We start from the raw sequence: 17,727 nt of genomic DNA on the forward strand, positions 1-17,727 counted from the left end.
TCCAGTGAGCAGGGTCGCCAACCCGATCCTGCCCGGCTGCCACCCCGACCCGTCGATCTGCCGGGTCGGGGACGACTACTACCTTGTCACCTCGACCTTCGAGTACTTCCCCGGGCTGCCGGTGTTTCACAGCACCGACCTCGCGCACTGGGAGCCAATAGGCCACGTGGTCGACCGCGCAGGGCAGCTCGACTACGCGGGCATCGCGTCGTCCGGCGGCCTGTATGCGCCGACGATCCGCCACCACGACGGCCGGTTCTGGGTGGTCTGCACGCTCGTCGACCAGCAGGACGCGTCCCGCGGCGGCAACTTCCTGATGACGGCCACTGCTCCGGCCGGGCCCTGGTCGGACCCGGTGTGGCTGGACGCCGACGGCATCGACCCGTCCCTGTTCTTCGACGACGACGGCAGGGCGTGGCTGCACGGGACGCGGCTGGCCCGCGAACCGGAGTGGCACGACCAGACCGAGGTGTGGATCCGTGAGCTGGACCTGACGACGCTGACCCTGGTCGGGCCCGAGCACGTCGTGTGGACGGGTGCGATGCGGGGCGTGGTGTGGGCGGAGGGCCCGCACCTGTACAAGGTGGACGGCACCTACTACCTGCTGGCCGCCGAGGGTGGGACCGAGTTCCACCACAGTGTGGGCGTGGCGCGGTCCGCGTCCGTGACCGGCCCGTACGAGGGCAACCGGAGCAACCCGGTCCTCACGCACCGGCACCTCGGCCGGGACGCGGGTGTCGTCGGTGCCGGCCACGCCGACCTCGTGCAGGCGGCCGACGGCAGCTGGTGGGCCGTGTTGCTGGCGATGCGCACCTACGGCGGGTACCACTACCCGCTCGGCAGGGAGACGTTCCTGGTGCCGGTGGTCTGGGAGGACGGCTGGCCGGTGTTCGCGCCGGGGGTCGGCCGGATCCCCGACGAGGTCGAGGTCCCGTTCGCGTCGGACGCGGCCAGGGGTGCGGCGCAGGGTGGCGTGGCCGGGGTCATCCGTCCGGGAGACCCGCGCTGGACCTCGCTGCGCGGCCCTGCGGGCTTCGCGACGCCGGTCGGGGACGGGTGGCGGCTGGACCTGATTCCGGAGTCGCTCGTCGGGACGGGAACGCCGGCGTTCCTCGGCGTCCGCCAGCAGCACGAGGACGTGGACGTGCGGGTCGCCGTGACGGTGGCGCTGCAACCCGGCGAGGAGGCAGGGCTGGTGGTCCGGCAGTCGGAGGCGGACCATGTCCGGCTGGCGCTGGTCGTCGAGGACGGGGTGCTGGTGGCCCGGGCCGTGCACCGGAGGGCGGGCGTGGAGTCGGTGCTCGGCGAGGTGCGTCCCGACGTGACGGCGGGCGCGGCGGTCGAACTCGGGCTGGACATCGGGGGCCAGGACTACGGGCTGGTGGTCGACGGCGTGCGGGTCGCGACGGCGGACGGGCGCACGCTCGACAGCGTCGCGACGGGCGGCTTCCTCGGCCTGTGGCTGGGCGTGTACGGCACCACGAACGGCGGCCCGGCGGGCACGGCGATGGAGGTCGGCCCGTTCCAGTACATTCCGGTTGCACCCACTCACCGCAAGGACGCCTGATGCCACTGACCGACCTGTCCCTCGCCGAACTCAGAGACTACCGCCCCGTCGTTCCGGAGCCGGACGACTTCGACGACTTCTGGGCCGGGACGCTGGCCGGGGCGCGGGCCGTGCCGCAGGAGCTGTCGCTGGTTCCCGTCTCCGGGCCGATCACCGAGCTGGTGGTCGAGGACCTGACGTTCCGCGGCTTCGGGGGCGACCCGGTGCGCGGGTGGGTGGTGCGGCCGCGGACGACCTCGGCGCTGCCCGCGGTGGTGGAGTTCATCGGCTACAACGGCGGCCGCGGCCTGCCGGCGGAGAAGCTGCGCTGGGCGGCGAGCGGCTTCGTCCACGTCGTCATGGACACCCGTGGCCAGGGCAGCGGCTGGGGCTCGGGCGGCGGGACGCCGGACCCGCACGGCAGCGGCCCGGCGTTCGAGGGCTTCATGACGAAGGGCATCGAGAGCCCCGAGGACTACTTCTACCGGCGCGTGTTCACCGACGCGGCGCGGCTGGTCGAGGCGGTGGCCGAGCTGCCGTTCGTCGACGGCAGCCGGATCGCGGTGACCGGCGGCAGCCAGGGCGGCGGCATCACGCTCGCCGCGGCGGGACTGCTCGGCGACCGGGTGTTCGCCGCGATGCCGGACGTGCCGTTCCTGTGCCACTTCCGACGCTCGGTGGAGCTCACGCCGGGGCGTCCGTTCACGGAGGTGCGCAGCTACCTGTCCGTCCATCGCGACCGGGTGGCCGACGTGTTCCGGACGCTGTCGTACTTCGACGGCGCGGTGTTCGCCCGGCGCGCGAGCGCGCCCGCGCTGTTCTCGGTCGGGATGATGGACGACATCGTCCTGCCCTCCACGGTGTTCGCCGCCTTCCACAACTACGCGGCGGACGACCGGGACATCGCCGCCTACGAGTTCAACGGCCACGAGGGCGGCGAGACGTTCCACTGGCAGCGCCAGGTGGAGTGGCTGCGCGAGCGGTTGTAGGCGGCGGACGGTCGTGGCGGCGCGCGTGGACGGGGGCGGCGGCCCACGGCGTGGAACGATGGCCGGGTGAGTTCCCGCGACTGGCCGCGCGACCCGCGCCTCGACCCGTTCCGTGACACGGTCTGGGAGCTCTCCACGGATGGCCGCGTGGTGGCCCACCTGGTCTGTCGGGTGATGTCGGTGCGCCACCTGTGGGCGCGGCGCGAACAGCTCTGGTACCGGGTGTGCTGGCCGGATGGCCGTCGGGAGCGGGCGCTGCTCGACTCGGGCCCGGTCTGGAGCGTCCTCGCCGACCTCGAGAAGGGCCGCTTCGAGCTGCTCGACGTCCAGAACCGGGTCTACGAGGCCCGCCCCGCCCCCGCCGTCCACCAGCCCGACCTCTGGGCTCGCTACGGCCCCAGCTAGGCGCCGCGCCGCCGTCCACCACAAAGTGGACGCATCATCGCGACTACACCGCAGAACCGTCCACCTTGACGTGGACACCAGCCTCAACGGCCCCTGAGGAGCCGACGGGGGCGAGGAACGAGCCCCGACGGCGTCACGAAGGGCGCCGCGCCGCCGTCCACCACAAAGTGGACGCATCATCGCGACTACACCGCAGAAGCGTCCACCTTGACGTGGCTCGGGCCGCCGTCCACCACAAGGTGGACGCTTTGTCGCGAGTACACCGCAGAACCGTCCACCTTGTGGTGGACGGAGCCAGAGCCGTTGGCGCGAAACAAGAACCGTCCCCGGTTCCGCGCCAGCGGGGGCGCGGGTGTCAGTAGCGGGCGGCGGCCTCGCGGTAGGCGGCCAGGATCTCCGGGTGGGGGTCGGACGCCGGCGACGCCGTCAGCTCGACGTCCCAGGTCACCGGGTGGCCCGCCAGCGAGGACGCGGCCTGCCGGGCTGCGCCGTCGGCGACGTACTCCCCCGGCGCCGGCACGACGACCGGCACGTCGAACACCTGGGCGGCGATCTGCTGGACGGCGGGGCTCGCCGCCGCGCCGCCGATCAGCAGGACGCGGTTGACCGCGACGCCCTGCTCCCGGACGGCGTCCAGACCGGCGCCGAGGCCGCCGAGCATGCCCTCGACAGCGGCCCGGGCGAGGTTCTCCCTCGTGGTGTTGGCCAGCGTGAGGCCCGAGAAGGTCGCGGTGGCGTCCGGCAGGTTCGGCGTCCGCTCGCCCTCGAAGTACGGCACCAGCACCACTCCGCCGGCGCCCGGCGCTGCGGCCAGCGCCAGTCGGCTGAGCTCCTCGTGGTCGACGCTCAGTACCTCGGCGACCGCGTCGAGCACCCGGGCCGCGTTCAGCGTGCAGACCAGCGGCAGGTAGCCGCCCTCGGCATCGGCGAAGCCCGCCACCGTCCCGGTCGGGTCGGCCGCAGGGGTCGCGGACGCGGCGAACACCGTCCCGCTGGTGCCGAGCGACACCACCACGTCGCCCGCGCGCAACCCCAGCCCCACCCCGGCAGCAGCGTTGTCGCCCGCTCCCGGACCGACCAGGAAACCGGGCCCGGGGACGCTGTCCAGCGGGCCGAGCACCCGCGGCAGGACCGCGTCGTGGCCCAGCGCACGCGCCAGCAGGTCGCGGTCGTACGCACCGCTGACCGGGTCGAAGTAGCCCGTCCCGGACGCGTCCGAGCGGTCGGTGACCAGCTCGTCGAAGACCGGGCCGAGCTCCGAGTCCCCCGCCGGCCCGTACCCGCGCAGGCGCCAGGTCAGCCAGTCGTGCGGCAGCGCGACCGCGGCCACCCGCGCGGCGTTCTCGGGCTCGTGGTCGCGCAGCCAGCGCAGCTTGGTGATCGTGAACGAGGCCACCGGGAGCAGGCCCGTCCGCCGGACGAACTCGTCCCCGCCCACCTCGTCGATCAGGTCGAGCGCCGCCTGCGCCGAGCGCGTGTCGTTCCAGAGCAACGCCGGACGGATCACCCGCCCGTCCGCGTCGAGGACGACCATGCCGTGCTGCTGGCCGCCGATGCTGACGGCCGCCACGCCGTCCAGCCCGCCGGCCTCGGCCAGCGCCGACTGAAGGGCCGTCCACCAGTGCGCGGGGTCGACCTCCGACCCGTTCGGGTGCGACGCACGTCCGGACGCGACCAGCACGCCGGTCTCCGCGTCCCGCACCACGACCTTGCAGCTCTGGGTCGAGGAGTCGACCCCGATCACCTTCGTCATCGACGAACCTTTCTGTGTACGGAACGATCCGCAGTGTGCCCGAGATCCCGGGTCACGCCCGGGATGACGGTGGCCGGCCCGGCCGGACGGAACGATCCGCAGTGTGCCGACCCGGCTGGACGGTGCAGCCCGCAGTGTGTCCGTCATCCCGGGTCAAGCCCGGGATGACGGGCACCGCCGAATCGTCAGCGGGCGCCCAGCAGGTGCTCGGTGGCCAACTGCTGGAGGCGGACGAAGCCGAAGCCCTTGCCGTTGTAGTACGCAGACGCGTCGAAGTCCTCGAACGCCGAGCGGTCGGCCAGCAGTTCGGCGTAGCCTTCGCCGTCACCCAGCGTCGGCACGGACAGCTCGGGCACCCTGGCCGCCGCGAGGACTTCCTGCACCTCGGGATCGGCGCGGAACGCCGCGGCCCGCTCCTTCAGCAGCAGGTAGGTCCGCATGTTGGCCTGGACGGAGTCCCACACGCCGCTCTCGTCCTCGGTGCGGGACGGCTTGTAGTCGAAGTGGCGCATGCCGGTGTAGGCCGGGCCGCCGTTCGGGCCGCCGTTCTCCAGCAGGTCGACCAGCGCGAAGGCGTTGTGCAGGTCACCGTGGCCGAAGACCAGGTCCTGGTCGTACTTGATGCCCCGCTGGCCGTTCAGGTCGATGTGGAACAGCTTGCCGTGGTACAGCGCCTGGGCGATGCCCGCGGCGAAGTTCAGCCCGGCCATCTGCTCGTGCCCGACCTCGGGGTTCAGGCCGACCAGCTCGGGACGCTCGAGGCTGGAGATGAAGGCCAGCGCGTGGCCGACCGTCGGCAGCAGGATGTCCCCGCGGGGCTCGTTCGGCTTCGGCTCGATCGCGAACTTCAGGTCGTAGCCCTTGTCGGTCACGTACTGGCCGAGCATGTTGACGGCCTCGCGGTAGCGCTCGAGCGCCGCGCGGATGTCCTTGGCCGCGTCGTACTCCGCGCCCTCGCGTCCGCCCCACATCACGAAGACCTTCGCGCCGAGCTCGGCGGCGAGGTCGATGTTGCGCAGCACCTTGCGCAGTGCGAAGCGGCGCACGGCGCGGTCGTTGGACGTGAAGCCGCCGTCCTTGAACACCGGCGCGCTGAACAGGTTGGTGGTGACCATCGGGATCTTCAGGCCGGTCGCGGCCAGCGCGCCCTTCAGGCGGTCGATCTGGGTCTGGCGCTCGGCGTCGGTGGACCCGAACGCGAACAGGTCGTCATCGTGGAAGGTGAGGCCGTAGGCGCCGTAGGACGCGAGCTTCTCCACCACGTGCACGACGTCGAGCGGTGCACGGGTGGGGCCACCGAACGGGTCGGTGCCGTTGTAGCCGACCGTCCACAGGCCGAACGTGAACTGGTCAGCAGGTGTGGGAGTGAGGGGCACGGGATTCCAATCTCTCGACGGTGAGCATTCGTTGTGATTCACAACATATCCCATCCCTTCGATAGTGTGCTACCCGGGAGCGCGAAGGAAGGAGCGGTGTGCCGAAGGGGACCACCGAGGACGTGCGGCGGCAGAACCTCTCCGCCCTGCTGGGCCTCCTCTACCGGGGCGGGCCGGCGTCCCGTTCGGCCCTGGGCCGACACACCGGACGCAACCGCTCCACGATCGCGAGCCTCGTCGCCGACCTCGTCGACCTCGGCCTGGCCTCCGAGCGCGACCCCGACCCCGCCGGCCAGGTGGGCCGGCCGAGTCCGGTGGTGTCGCTCCGGCCCACCGTGACGGCGATCGCGGTGAACCCGGAGATCGACGCGCTCACGATCGGCCTGGTGGGCCTCGACGGCGTCGTCCGCCGGACGATCCGGCACGAGTACGACCGCATCCCGACGGCTGCCGAGGTGCTCAGCATCACGTCGGCCGTGATCGCAGGCATGAAGGTGGAGCTCGACGGCCTGGTCGTCACCGGCATCGGTGTCGCCGTCCCCGGCCAGGTGCGGACGGACGACGGCGTCGTCCGCAACGCCCCGCACCTGGACTGGCACGACGAGCCGTTCGGCGAGCCGCTCGCCGCCCTGACCGGCCAGCGCGTCTCCGTCGCCAACGACGCGGCCCTGGGAGCGCTCGCCGAGCACGACTTCGGGGCCGGACGCGAGCACGCCCACCTGATCTACCTCAACGGCGGCGCGTCCGGGATCGGCGGCGGCATGATCATCGACGGTCGCCCGCTGGGCGGAATGTCGGGGTACGCCGGCGAGCTCGGCCACGTCCGGGTGTCGAGCTCCCCCGTCATCGATTCCGCAGGCATCGCCGGGACGCTGGAGGCCGAGGTCACCCGCGCCGAACTGATGGACGCGCTGCAGCTGGACCGCGCCGACCCGGCCGAGTTCGAGGCGGCACTGCTCGCCGACCGGAGCGAGCAGGTCGCGCGCATCGTCGATCGCCAGCTCGGCCACCTCGGCACGGCGCTCGCCGCGGCGATCAACCTCTTCAACCCGGAGGTGATCGCCCTGGGCGGCTTCCTCGCCGCCCTGCAGGCCTACGACTCCTCCGGGCTGGAAGAATGCCGTGGCCGCGTCCGCGCTCGCCCCGTCCCGCGAGGGCGTCCGAATCACCCCCGCCGAGCTCGGCGCCGACCTGCTGATGATCGGCGCGGCAGGGCTGGCTTTCCGTCCCCTGCTGGAGGACCCGGCGTCGATCGCGAACTGACCCGCACCCTGTCGCGCGTCAACAGGCCCGGCCTTCAGGCGGACGCGGGCCCCGCCCAGCCCCAGTGCGGCAGCACGGCGTCCCCGGGAACCGACGCCGGTGAGTCGGGGTGCTCCCCCATCCGGTGGGTCGAGGTGGCGAAGTAGTCGTGCAGGGCCGCCCGCACCGGACCGCGCAGGCCGACGTCGTCCAGCGCGAGGTCGAAGCAGGCGATGGCCGCAGCGTCCAGGTCGCGGTGCTCCCCGTTGCCGGCGTGCATCTTCAGCACGCGCGTCTCCGTCCCCAACCCTGCGGTGTAGGCCGGTGGCCCGCCGAGAGCCTCGCCCCAGTAGGCGGCGAGCCGTTCCAGGTGCTGCGGGTGCGAGGGGTGGTGGGTGAACGGGTGGTTGGCCACCGGATCGGCGAGGCAGCGCTCGTGCCACGCGGTGGCGAGGGCGAGCAGGCCCTGCGCTCCGCCGGCGGCCTCGTAGACGGTCTGCACGGCTCCAGCCTGCGCCCGGCTGCTGCGTCCCTCAACCCCTGTGGGCAGGAGTCAGTAGGTCAGGACCTGCTCGCTGGAGTGGCCGTGCAGGCGGCGCGCGGCCTCGGCCAGCGAGCCGGACAGCGACGGGTAGACGGTGAACGTCTCGGCGAGCTGGTCGACCGTGAGCTTGTTGCGCACGGCCAGCGACAGCGGGTGGATCAGTTCGGACGCCGACGGCGCGACCACCACGCCACCGACCACGATGCCCGTGGTGGGAAGGCAGAAGATCTTCACGAAGCCGTCGGTGAGGGCCTGCATCTTCGCCCGGGCGTTGCCGCGCAGCGGGAGCATCATGGTGAGCCCGCGGACGATGCCGGAGTCGATGTCGGCCTGGCTACAGCCCACGGTGGCGATCTCGGGGGCGGTGAACACGTTGGACGACACCGTGCGCAGGTCGAGCGGGGCGACCGAGTCGCCCAGGGAGTGCCACATCGCGATCCGGCCTTGCATGGCGGCCACGCTGGCCAGCGCGAACACCGGCGTGCAGTCGCCCGCCGCGTACACGCCGCGGGCGCTCGTGCGGGACACCCGGTCGACCTCGATGTGGCCGGACGCCGTGAGCCTCACCCCGGCCTCCTCCAGTCCGATTCCGGCGGTGTTGGGGACGGCGCCGACCGCCATCAGGCAGTGCGAGCCCACGACGGTCGTCCCGTCGGCCAGCCGGACGACGACCTCGTCGCCGTGCCGGTCCGCGGCCACGGCGCGGGCACCGTTGAGGACGGTCATGCCACTGTTCTCGAACACGTGCTGGATCACCCGCGCCGCGTCGTCGTCGTGCCCGGGGAGGACCTGGTGCCGCGAGGAGACCAGCGTGACCGGGACGCCGAGCGCGGCGTAGGCGCTGGCGAACTCCGCGCCGGTCACGCCGGAGCCGACGACGACGAGCCGTTCCGGGACGCTGTCGAGATCGTAGAGCTGGGCCCAGGTGAAGATCCGCTCGCCGTCGGGACGGGCCGCGTCCAGCTCGCGCGGGTGGGCGCCGGTCGCGACGAGCACGATGTCGGCCGGCAGCGACTCGTCCCCGTCCTTCGTGGACGCGATCACCCGCTGGCTGCCGTCGAGGCGTCCGGTGCCGGAGATGATGCGGACGCCGTCGGCCCGCAGCCGGTCGGCGATGTCGGCGGACTGGGCCCTGGCGAGTCCGCGGATCCGGGCGTTCACCCTGCCGAGGTCGACCCCGACCGCCGCATCGAGCCGGCGGTCCTCGCCGGTGAGGTGCAGGCCGAGTTCCTCGGCGTCGCGGATCTTGGTCATCACCTCTGCGGCGGCGATCAGCGTCTTGGACGGAACCACGTCGGTCAGGACGGCGGAGCCCCCGAGGCCGCGGCGTTCAACCAGCGTCACCCGTCCGCCCAGCTGCCGGGCGACCAGCGCCGCCTCGTAGCCCCCCGGTCCGCCGCCGATGATCACCACGTCCGCCACGAGAGAACTCTCCCACGCCCGGCCCCGGATCGGACGCCCGCCCGAACTTCGCGCGTACGAGCCGCCCTGTCCGCCGACCCCCTTCCGAACGCCACCGTCGACACGGAGATCCCGGGTCAAGCCCGGGATGACAAGAAGACCGGCGCGCCACCCCCTGTCATCCCGGCCTCCCTCCCTGTCATCCCGGCGAAAGCCGGGATCTCCACGACACACCCGCCACCACCCACACCGAGATCCCGGGTCAAGCCCGGGATCACAAACAGAGTCCCCCCACTGTCATCCCGGCGAAAGCCGGGATCTCGACGACACACCCGCCACGTCCACACCGAGATCCCGGGTCACGCCCGGGATCACAAACAGGGCGCGGGCGGTTCGCTCCGCAGCGTGGCGGACGGGCCGGGTTACGCTCTGGGCGTGCCGTCACGCGTCCTCCTGCCCGCCGTCGCGCTCGCGGGGGTCCTCGTCAGCGTGTGCTTCGTGGTGATCGGGCTGCCGGAGGCGAATCCCGTCCAGTCCGTGCTGCTCGAGCTCTCGTCGCTCCCGCTGTCGGTGTCGGTGGGCGTGGGCATCCTCATGCTGCACCGCCGGGCCGACCGCCCGGTGGGCCCCAGGTCGCGCGTGGTACTCGCCGCGGGCGGTGCGGCCGTCGCCTTCGGGCTCGTGATGATGGCCTGGGCGTACCTCGCCGGGCCGCGGGACCTCGTCCACAACGGCCAGCTTCTGGTCTGGCTGGGGCTGCTCGCGGGGCTGATCGTGATGATCCGGCGCCAGCCGCGACAGCGCGTCACCCGGTTCCACCTCGACGAGTCCGACGAGGTCGAAGAGGCCCCGGCTCCCTGGTGGCGGGGCTCGTCGTTATAGTCGTCGGGTGAGCGACCAGACTCCTCCTCAGACCCTGGCCCGTGAGGCCGCCGCCGCACTGCTGCAGCGGTTCGACGTCCCGTCCATCGACCTCGCCCTCGTGCTCGGATCCGGCTGGTCCGGCGCCTCCGAGGGCCTCGGCGAGCCGCTCGGCGAGTGCCCGCTGGACGAGCTGCCCGGCTTCGCGAAGCCGGTGGTCGCGGGCCACGGCGGCGCGCTCAAGCTGATCCGCACGCCCAAGGGCAGCACCGCCGCCCTGTTCACCGGACGCACCCACTTCTACGAGGGACGCGGCGTCGCCGCCGTCGTCCACGGCGTCCGGACCGCTGCGGCGGCCGGGGCGAAGCAGATCGTCCTCACCAACGGCTGCGGCGGCCTGCACGTCGAGTGGGCACCGGGCACCCCCGTCCTGATCCGCGACCACATCAACCTCACCGGCGCGACCCCACTGGAGGGCGCCACCTTCATCGACCTCACCGAGGCCTACTCGCCGCGGCTGCGCGCGCTCGCCCACGAGGTCGACCCGACCCTCGCCGAGGGCGTCTACGTCCAGTTCCGCGGCCCCCAGTACGAGACCCCCGCCGAGGTGCGGATGGCCCAGATTCTCGGCGGCGACCTGGTCGGGATGTCCACGACGCTGGAGACCATCGCCGCCCGCGAGGCCGGCCTGGAGGTGCTCGGCATCTCGCTGGTCACCAACCCGGGCGCCGGCATCTCCCCGACCCCGCTCGAGCACGCCGAGGTGATCGCGGCCGGCAAGGCCGCCGAGCCGCGGCTGCGCGGCCTGCTCGCCGGGCTGCTCGAGCGCCTGTAGGGAGGCTGCCGTGATCGACGACTCCCTGCGCGACCGGATCGAGGCGTGGCGCGCCCAGGACCCGGACGTGGCCACCGTCGCCGCGCTGGACGACCTCCTCGTCCGCGCGGACGCCGGGGACGAAGCAGCTGCCGCGGAGCTCACCGACGCCTTCGCCGGCCCGCTCAGCTTCGGGACGGCCGGCCTGCGCGGCGCGCTCGGCCCCGGCCCGGGGCGCATGAACCGGGTGGTGGTCGGACAGGCGGCCGCGGGCCTCGCGAAGTACCTGGTGGACGCCGGGCACGAGGGTGGCCGGGTCATCGTGGGCTTCGACGCCCGCTACAACTCCGACGTGTTCGCCTCCGACACCGCCGAGATCCTCGCCGGCGCCGGCCTGCAGCCGCTGCTGTGCTCGCGTCCCTTGCCGACCCCGGTGGTGGCCTTCGGTATCCGGCACTTCGAGTGCGCGGCCGGCGTCGTGGTGACCGCGTCCCACAACCCGCCGCAGGACAACGGGTACAAGGTGTACCTCGGCGACGGCTCCCAGATCATCCCGCCGACCGACGGCGAGATCGCGTCCCGGATCGCCGAGGTGGCCGCGTCCCCGCTGGCGGACGTCGCGCGCAGTGACGACTACCCGCTCGTGGGCGACGAACTCGTGGACGCCTACGTCGCGCGGGCCGCGTCGCTGGTCCCGTCCGATGCGCCCAGAGAACTGACCTGGGTGTACACAGCCATGCACGGCGTCGGCGCCGCCGTGGTCAACCGGGTGGTCGCGGCCGCCGGGTTCGGCGAGCCGCACCGGGTCGTCGAGCAGATCGAGCCCGACCCGGCGTTCCCGACCGTCCCGTTCCCCAACCCCGAGGAGCCGGGGGCCATCGACCTCGCCCTCGCCCTCGCCCTCGAGGTCGGCGCGGACATCGCCATCGCCAACGACCCGGACGCCGACCGGTGCGCGGCTGCGGCCGTCGTCGGTGGGGCCTGGCGGATGCTCACCGGCGACGAACTCGGCGCGCTGCTGGCCGACGACCTGCTGCGCCGCGGGGTCACCGGGACGTACGCGTGCTCTGTGGTCTCGAGCACGTTGCTGGGCACGATGGCGGCCGCGCACGGGCAGCCGTTCACGACGACCCTGACCGGGTTCAAGTGGATCGGCCGCGTGCCCGGGCTGGCGTTCGGCTACGAGGAGGCGATCGGCTACTGCACGGACGCGTCCGCGGTGCCGGACAAGGACGGCATCACCACCCTGGTGCGGATCCTCACCCTCGCCGCAGGGCTGAAGGCCGAGGGGACGACGGTGGCCGACCGGCTCGACGAGATCGCCCGCACGTACGGGGTGCACCTCACGTCACAGCTGTCGTTCCGGGTCGCCGACCTGTCGCTGATCGCCGACGCGATGGCCAGGGTGCGGGCCACGCCCCCGTCCACGCTGGCCGGGGAGGCGGTGGCGTCCACCGACCTCGCGGAGGGTGGGGTCGAGCTGCCGCCGACCGACGGGATGCTGTTCGAGGGCCGGTCGGTGCGGGTCGTGGTGCGTCCGTCCGGGACCGAGCCGAAGCTGAAGTGCTACCTGCAGGTTCGGCTGCCGGCCGGTGGCGACCTCGCGTCCGACCGGGCGAGGGCCGCGGAGCTGATGGCGTCCGCGCGGGCCGACATGGCCGCGGCGCTCGGGCTGTGACCGCGTCCGCGCCGCGACTGGTGCTGATCGCGGGGGCGTCCGGGAGCGGCAAGTCGCGGCTCGCGCACCGGGCGGGCTGCCCGTCGCTGCGCCTGGACGACTTCTACTTCGACGCCGACCACCCCGACCTGCCGCGCACGGAGTTCGGCATCCCCGACTGGGACGACCCGCGCTGCTGGGACGCCGACGGCGCGGTCGCCGCGCTGCGCGCGCTGCTGGCCACCGGACGGGCGGAGGTGCCCGCGTACTCGATCTCGGAGAGCCGGAGGACCGGCGTGCACGAGGTGCACCTGGACGGCGCGGACTGCCTCACCGCCGAGGGCATCTTTGCGATCGAGTTCCTCGCCACCTGCCGTGCCGCCGGGCTGGACGCGGAGGCGATCTACCTCGACCGGCCGGGTTTCGTCGTGTTCGTGCTGCGGCTGCGTCGCGACCTGGCGAAGAAGCGCAAGCCGCCGCTGATCCTGCTGCGCAGGGGCCTCGCGCTCTGGCGCGCGCAGCCCGCGCTGAAGCGGAAGGCCGTCGCCGCCGGCTTCGAGCCGCTGAGCATGCCCGCGGCCCTCGCCCGCCTGGGGTGAGCCCGGCTCGGCGCGTCCCGTCCACCACAAAGTGGACGCTTCTGCCGCGAACTCACGGCTTTCCGTCCACCTTGACCGGCCCGCCATCCCCGTCCACCACAAGGTGGACGCCTCTGTCGCGAACTCGCGACGATCCGTCCACCTTGACCGAGCCGCCATCCCCGTCCACCACAAGGTGGACGCCTCTGTCGCGAACTCGCGACGATCCGTCCACCTTGACCGGCCCGCCATCCCCGTCCACCACAAAGTGGACGCCTCTGCCGCGAACTCACGACTTTCCGTCCACCTTGTGATGGACGCGCGAGGGTGTGAGTCCGGATCGCGAATTGTGGACAACTTTTTTCTTCATCCACAGATGTGTCCGGGGGTCTGGACCAGGCGTCCGACCGGAAGGACGATCCCGCCATGAAGAACGCACAGGTACCGACCAGCGAACTCCGCGCCGAGGCGCGGCAGCAGGCAGACCTCGTCACAGCACGGCAGGCCAGGGCCGCCGGATTCGGGCGCGACGGGGTGCAGCGAATGATGCGCGACGGGCACTGGGAGCGTCGCGGCAGCGGCCTGTTCGATCTCGCCCCGGGCCACGAATCGGTCACGAAGCGAATCTGGGCGACGGCGCTCGAGGTCGAGGAGCCGTACGCGATCGGCGGCGACGCCGCGCTCGTGCTGCACGGGCTCGAGCGGCCGGTCGGACGGGTGCTGGTCTGGGTGCCGCCTGATCGCCGTCCGAGATCGGCAGCCGAGGGCGTCGTCCGGCGCGACCGCCTCGGACGTGTCGAGCGGGCCACCGGCGTCCCCGTGCGGATCCGGGCGGACGACGCCGTCGTCGATGTCGGGCAGCACCTCGCTGTCGAGCCGCTGGTCACGCTCCTCTCCGACGCGGTGCGGCTGAGGATCACCACCCTCGAGCGTCTCCAGAAGTGTGTCGACGGACGCAAGCGGGTCCGGCACCGCGCGCTGATCTCGGACATCCTCGCCGATCTCTCCGGCATCGAGAGCACGCTCGAGTTCGTGTATCGCCGCGATGTCGAGCGCGCGCACGGCCTGCCGGAGGGGAAGCGGCAGGAGTCGTCGTCCGACGGCAGCCGCAGCGACGTGCTCTACGACGAGTACGCCCTGCTCGTCGAACTGGACGGTCGCTTCGGCCACGTGGACGCCGCGTCAGGCTTCCGCGACCTCCGCCGCGACAACCGTCACGCGACCCGCAATGAGGCGACCCTGCGGTACGGCAGCGCGGACGTCCGCGGCCGGGCGTGCCTCGTCTCCCGCCAGGTGTGGGAGGCCCTGAGCGTCCGAGGCTGGCGAGAGCCCTTCCAGCCCTGTCGGCGTTGCCCCGTGTCGCCGCAACGTCAGGGTCGCTGACCGTCGACGCCGCAGACGCGTCCACCACAAGGTGGACGCTTCTGCGGTGAACTCACGACAAACCGTCCACCTTGACGTGTGCGGCGGCCCGCATCCACCACAAGGTGGACGAAAGTGCGGCGTAGTCGCGACGAAGCGTCCACCTTGTAGTGGTGGGAAGGATGAGATCCCGGGTCAAGCCCGGGATGACAATGGCGGCTGGAGTCGCCGTCCAGGTGGACCGAAGTGCGGCGTCGTCGCGACGAACCGTCCACCTTGTTGTGGTGGGAAGGATGAGATCCCGGGTCAAGCCCGGGATGACATGGCGGCTGGAGTCGCCGTCCAGGTGGACCGAAGTGCGGCGTCGTCGCGACGAACCGTCCACCTTGTTGTGGTGGGAAGGATGAGATCCCGGGTCAAGCCCGGGATGACATGGCGGCTGGAGTCGACGTCCAGGTGGACCGAAGTGCGGCGTAGTCGCGATGATCCGTCCACCTTGTCGTGGGCGGCGCACGCGTGAACCACGCTCCTTGTGAGACGGATGTGAACAGAATGTGGCCCGGAACGGCCGCGTTCCACATCTGGGGAACTAACCCGTACCATGAATGCGTGACCCCCGAGTTCGTACTCCTGGCCCTCGTTGTCATCACGGCGCTGGCCTTCGACTTCACCAACGGGTTCCACGACACGGCGAACGCCATGGCCACATCCATCGCGACGAAGGCGCTGACGCCCAAGGCGGCCGTCACCCTGTCCGCGATCCTCAACCTCGTCGGCGCCTTCCTCTCGGTCGAGGTCGCCATCACCGTGACCAACGCGGTGATCCGGATCCAGAACGCCGACGGCAGCCCCAAGCCGGAGCTGATGGCCGACCAGGGCCATGGGCTGCTGCTGATCCTGATGGCCGGCCTCGCGGGCGCCATCATCTGGAACATCCTGACCTGGCTGTGGGGCCTGCCGTCGAGTTCCTCGCACGCCCTGTTCGGCGGCCTGATCGGCTCGACCGTCGCGGCCATGGGCTGGGGCGGCGTCAAGTGGGTCGGGGACGGCACCCAGCTCGACGGCGTCGTGGGCAAGGTCATCCTGCCCGCCCTGCTCTCCCCCGCGATCGCCATCCTCGTCGCCATGGTCGGCACGAGGCTCGTGTTCAAGATCACCGAGGGCGTCGCACAGCGCTACCAGGAGAGCAGCTTCCGCTGGGGCCAGATCGGCACCGCGTCGCTGCTCTCGCTGTCCCACGGCACCAATGACGCCCAGAAGACGATGGGCGTCGTCACCCTCGCCCTGATCGCTTCCGGCTACTGGACGGACACCACCGAGATCCCGATCTGGGTGAAGTTCGCCTGCGCCTTCGCGATCGCGTCCGGCACCTACATCGGCGGCTGGCGGATCATCCGGACGATGGGCAAGGGCCTCGTCGAGATCTCCTCCCCCCAGGGGATGGCGGCGGAGAGCGCGTCGGCCGCGGTCATCCTGACCTCCTCGCAGCTCGGCTTCGCACTGTCCACCACGCACGTCTGCACCGGCTCGATCCTCGGCTCGGGGCTGGGCCGCAAGGGCGCCACCGTCCGCTGGGGCGTGGCCGGACGGATGGGCCTGGCCTGGCTCACCACCCTCCCGTTGGCCGGCCTGGTCGGCGCAGCGATGTGGTTCGTCGGCCACCTGATCGGCGGCCCCGCCGGCGCCTTCGTGGTGTTCGGGATCATGGCGCTCGCCGCGCTCTTCATGTGGTGGCAGTCGCGGGCGAACCGGATCAGCCACCACAACGTCAACGACGAGTGGGTCGACGAGAAGGACCAGGCGAACGTGGACGTGCCGGTCTCGGGAGGGGTGCACTGATGGGCCAGCTCTGGGCGGCACTCGACGGGGCCTGGCGGGTCCTCCTGGTCGGGCTGATCCTCGGTGCGGGCCTGCCCGCGCTGTTCGCGTTCGGCGTTCGTGCCCTCGCCTGGGGCACCGGCGGCGAGGCCGAGGTGATGACGGACGGTGTCGCGCTCAAGCCGCACCCGGTGGGACGGGTGATCGCCTACACGATCTTCGGCGTCGTGGTCCTCGCCGTCCTCGCCGGCATCGGCTACATCGTCGCGCACGGCCTGGGCTGGACGATCACGTTCAACGGCGTCCTGCCGGTCTTCACCAAGAAGTGACGGGCGGCCGGCCCCCGGTCACGACCAGCTGACCGCCGCGGGCTGGACGGCGACCCTCTGCATGTCCTGACCGATCCGGTCGAGGAAGCTGCGCGCCCTCTCCCCCACCCGCGCGCTGAGCATCGAGTCCGGCAGCGGCTGGACGGACACGCGGGTCCCGACCCCCGCCAGAACCAGCGGCAGCGTGAAGCCGACCGAGGACGGGAAGCTCGCCAGCTCTGCGGCCACCGGCCCCCGGCGCAGCTCGATCTCCAGCGGCACCCGCGGACGCACGATCCGAAGGCCGGTGCGCCGGGACAACTCACGGAGCTTCTCCGGCTGCTCGCGGCGATGCGCGAAGTAGCGTCCGGCCGCGCCCGTCCGCTCGGCGATCCGCGCGACGGCGTCCAGGTAGCCCTCGACCTCGACCACGCCGGTCTCCACCAGCGACGACCCGAGCACGTCCACACCCCGCAGGAGCCGCGGCGGGCCGAACCGGCGTCGCGTCCAGTCGTAGGTGTGGTGCTGGACGCGGCTGCCCGGCACGGACGTGACCGACATCACGGTGAAGAGCCGCAGCCGCGGCCCGGAGAAGAACGCCCGGGCATGCCGGGCCAGCGGCGAGCGGACGGCGGTGAGGCCGGCGTGCCACCGTCGCAGTGGCTCGCCGTGGACGAGTTGGGTGGCGAACTCCAGGGTCGCCGTGCCGTCGTCGACCACGACGACCTCGTCCGCGTGCGAGAAGGGCAGCAGGGACTGGATCATCCCCGAGAACGGATCGCCGACCACCAGCCGGGCGGCAGCGGCCACGTCCGCCCGCAGCTCTGCGACCGTGCGGACGGCGGCGGTCGCCGAGCGGCGCGGGGTGTGCCAGCTCAGCGCGATGCCCTCCTCCGCCGCGAAGTCCGACATCGCCTCCAGTTGCGCGACCGTGGTCGGGTCGGACGGGGCGAGCACCGCCAGCCGCGTCCGCGCGGCCGCCTGCTCGGCGTGGCACCACTCGAGGACGTGCAGGAACTGGGCGGGGCTCTCGACCAGCGCCAGGGTGTGCGTGCGCATCAGGGATCCCCGGT

The 17,727-nt window shown here is 72.2% G+C and carries 16 protein-coding genes; 11 read left to right on the forward strand and 5 right to left on the reverse strand.

Going from position 1 to position 17,727, the window contains the following annotated elements:
- Window positions 1-4 precede the first annotated feature (4 nt).
- The 3 genes from QM779_RS08515 to QM779_RS08525 all read left to right on the forward strand — a co-directional run bounded on the left by QM779_RS08515 (window position 5) and on the right by QM779_RS08525 (window position 2,940).
- Window positions 5-1,567: a family 43 glycosylhydrolase gene (locus tag QM779_RS08515; RefSeq protein ID WP_428534172.1), complete on the forward strand. Its 1,563-nt coding sequence runs from the start codon at window positions 5-7 to the stop codon at window positions 1,565-1,567.
- The gene (locus QM779_RS08520; protein ID WP_428534174.1) at window positions 1,567-2,535 is read left to right on the forward strand and encodes an acetylxylan esterase; all 969 of its coding nucleotides are present in this window, start codon (window positions 1,567-1,569) and stop codon (window positions 2,533-2,535) included. The genes QM779_RS08515 and QM779_RS08520 overlap by 1 nt, the downstream gene beginning before the upstream one ends.
- A 66-nt stretch (window positions 2,536-2,601) precedes the next feature.
- Complete coding sequence (locus QM779_RS08525; RefSeq protein WP_428534176.1) at window positions 2,602-2,940, forward strand: hypothetical protein; 339 nt, start codon at window positions 2,602-2,604, stop codon at window positions 2,938-2,940.
- Window positions 2,941-3,295: 355 nt separating this feature from the next.
- On the opposite strand, the gene xylB is transcribed toward QM779_RS08525, so the two are convergent.
- Both xylB and xylA read right to left on the reverse strand, forming a co-directional pair.
- Complete coding sequence (gene xylB / locus QM779_RS08530) at window positions 3,296-4,693, reverse strand: xylulokinase (protein ID WP_428534178.1); 1,398 nt, start codon at window positions 4,691-4,693, stop codon at window positions 3,296-3,298.
- Window positions 4,694-4,878: 185 nt separating this feature from the next.
- Entirely contained in the window at window positions 4,879-6,069 is a 1,191-nt protein-coding gene (gene xylA / locus QM779_RS08535) for a xylose isomerase (RefSeq protein ID WP_428534180.1), read from the reverse strand.
- A 98-nt stretch (window positions 6,070-6,167) separates the two neighbouring features.
- Here xylA and QM779_RS08540 point away from each other — a divergent pair, with 98 nt between their 5' ends.
- Window positions 6,168-7,478: an ROK family protein gene (locus QM779_RS08540; protein ID WP_428534182.1), complete on the forward strand. Its 1,311-nt coding sequence runs from the start codon at window positions 6,168-6,170 to the stop codon at window positions 7,476-7,478.
- Here QM779_RS08540 and QM779_RS08545 read toward each other — a convergent pair.
- Together QM779_RS08545 and QM779_RS08550 are read right to left on the reverse strand one after the other, a co-directional pair.
- Entirely contained in the window at window positions 7,367-7,813 is a 447-nt protein-coding gene (locus tag QM779_RS08545; RefSeq protein ID WP_428534184.1) for an oxidoreductase, read from the reverse strand. The two genes, QM779_RS08540 and QM779_RS08545, sit on opposite strands and share 112 nt — an antisense overlap.
- A 51-nt stretch (window positions 7,814-7,864) precedes the next feature.
- The gene (locus QM779_RS08550; protein WP_428534186.1) at window positions 7,865-9,277 is read right to left on the reverse strand and encodes an NAD(P)H-quinone dehydrogenase; all 1,413 of its coding nucleotides are present in this window, start codon (window positions 9,275-9,277) and stop codon (window positions 7,865-7,867) included.
- 414 nt (window positions 9,278-9,691) lie between these two features.
- On the opposite strand from QM779_RS08550, the gene QM779_RS08555 reads away from it, so the two are divergent.
- The 7 genes from QM779_RS08555 (at window position 9,692) to QM779_RS08585 (ending at window position 16,675) form a co-directional block, all read left to right on the forward strand.
- Window positions 9,692-10,138, forward strand: a complete 447-nt coding sequence (locus QM779_RS08555) for a hypothetical protein (protein ID WP_428534188.1) — start codon at window positions 9,692-9,694, stop codon at window positions 10,136-10,138.
- A gap of 7 nt (window positions 10,139-10,145) precedes the next feature.
- Entirely contained in the window at window positions 10,146-10,952 is an 807-nt protein-coding gene (locus QM779_RS08560; RefSeq protein WP_428534190.1) for a purine-nucleoside phosphorylase, read from the forward strand.
- 10 nt (window positions 10,953-10,962) lie between these two features.
- The gene (locus QM779_RS08565) at window positions 10,963-12,609 is read left to right on the forward strand and encodes a phospho-sugar mutase (protein WP_428534192.1); all 1,647 of its coding nucleotides are present in this window, start codon (window positions 10,963-10,965) and stop codon (window positions 12,607-12,609) included.
- Window positions 12,606-13,187 carry a uridine kinase family protein gene (locus QM779_RS08570; RefSeq protein WP_428534194.1) on the forward strand — a complete coding sequence of 194 codons (582 nt, stop codon included), beginning with the start codon at window positions 12,606-12,608 and terminating at the stop codon, window positions 13,185-13,187. Before QM779_RS08565 ends, QM779_RS08570 begins: the two co-directional genes overlap by 4 nt.
- Window positions 13,188-13,592: 405 nt before the next feature.
- Window positions 13,593-14,549 (forward strand): hypothetical protein, encoded by a 957-nt coding sequence (locus QM779_RS08575; RefSeq protein WP_428534196.1) that lies wholly within the window; start codon window positions 13,593-13,595, stop codon window positions 14,547-14,549.
- 588 nt (window positions 14,550-15,137) lie between these two features.
- Window positions 15,138-16,367, forward strand: coding sequence for an anion permease (locus QM779_RS08580; RefSeq protein WP_428534198.1), 1,230 nt, complete (start codon window positions 15,138-15,140; stop codon window positions 16,365-16,367).
- The gene (locus QM779_RS08585; protein ID WP_428534200.1) at window positions 16,367-16,675 is read left to right on the forward strand and encodes a hypothetical protein; all 309 of its coding nucleotides are present in this window, start codon (window positions 16,367-16,369) and stop codon (window positions 16,673-16,675) included. Before QM779_RS08580 ends, QM779_RS08585 begins: the two co-directional genes overlap by 1 nt.
- 18 nt (window positions 16,676-16,693) lie before the next feature.
- Here QM779_RS08585 and QM779_RS08590 read toward each other — a convergent pair whose 3' ends face one another.
- A complete protein-coding gene (locus tag QM779_RS08590) occupies window positions 16,694-17,713 on the reverse strand; it encodes a hypothetical protein (protein ID WP_428534202.1) in 1,020 nt (339 codons plus the stop codon).
- Window positions 17,714-17,727: the final 14 nt, after the last annotated feature.

This window comes from Propionicimonas sp. (assembly GCF_049840635.1).
Classification (GTDB): domain Bacteria; phylum Actinomycetota; class Actinomycetes; order Propionibacteriales; family Propionibacteriaceae; genus Propionicimonas.

Bases quoted from the DNA above. Each gene is read 5' to 3' on its own strand.
- QM779_RS08590 (WP_428534202.1), bottom strand. From the start codon at position 17,713: ATGCGCACGCACACCCTGGCGCTGGTCGAGAGCCCCGCCCAGTTCCTG.
- QM779_RS08520 (WP_428534174.1), top strand. From the start codon at position 1,567: ATGCCACTGACCGACCTGTCCCTCGCCGAACTCAGAGACTACCGCCCC.
- QM779_RS08585 (WP_428534200.1), top strand. From the start codon at position 16,367: ATGGGCCAGCTCTGGGCGGCACTCGACGGGGCCTGGCGGGTCCTCCTG.
- xylB (WP_428534178.1), bottom strand. From the start codon at position 4,693: ATGACGAAGGTGATCGGGGTCGACTCCTCGACCCAGAGCTGCAAGGTC.
- QM779_RS08575 (WP_428534196.1), top strand. From the start codon at position 13,593: ATGAAGAACGCACAGGTACCGACCAGCGAACTCCGCGCCGAGGCGCGG.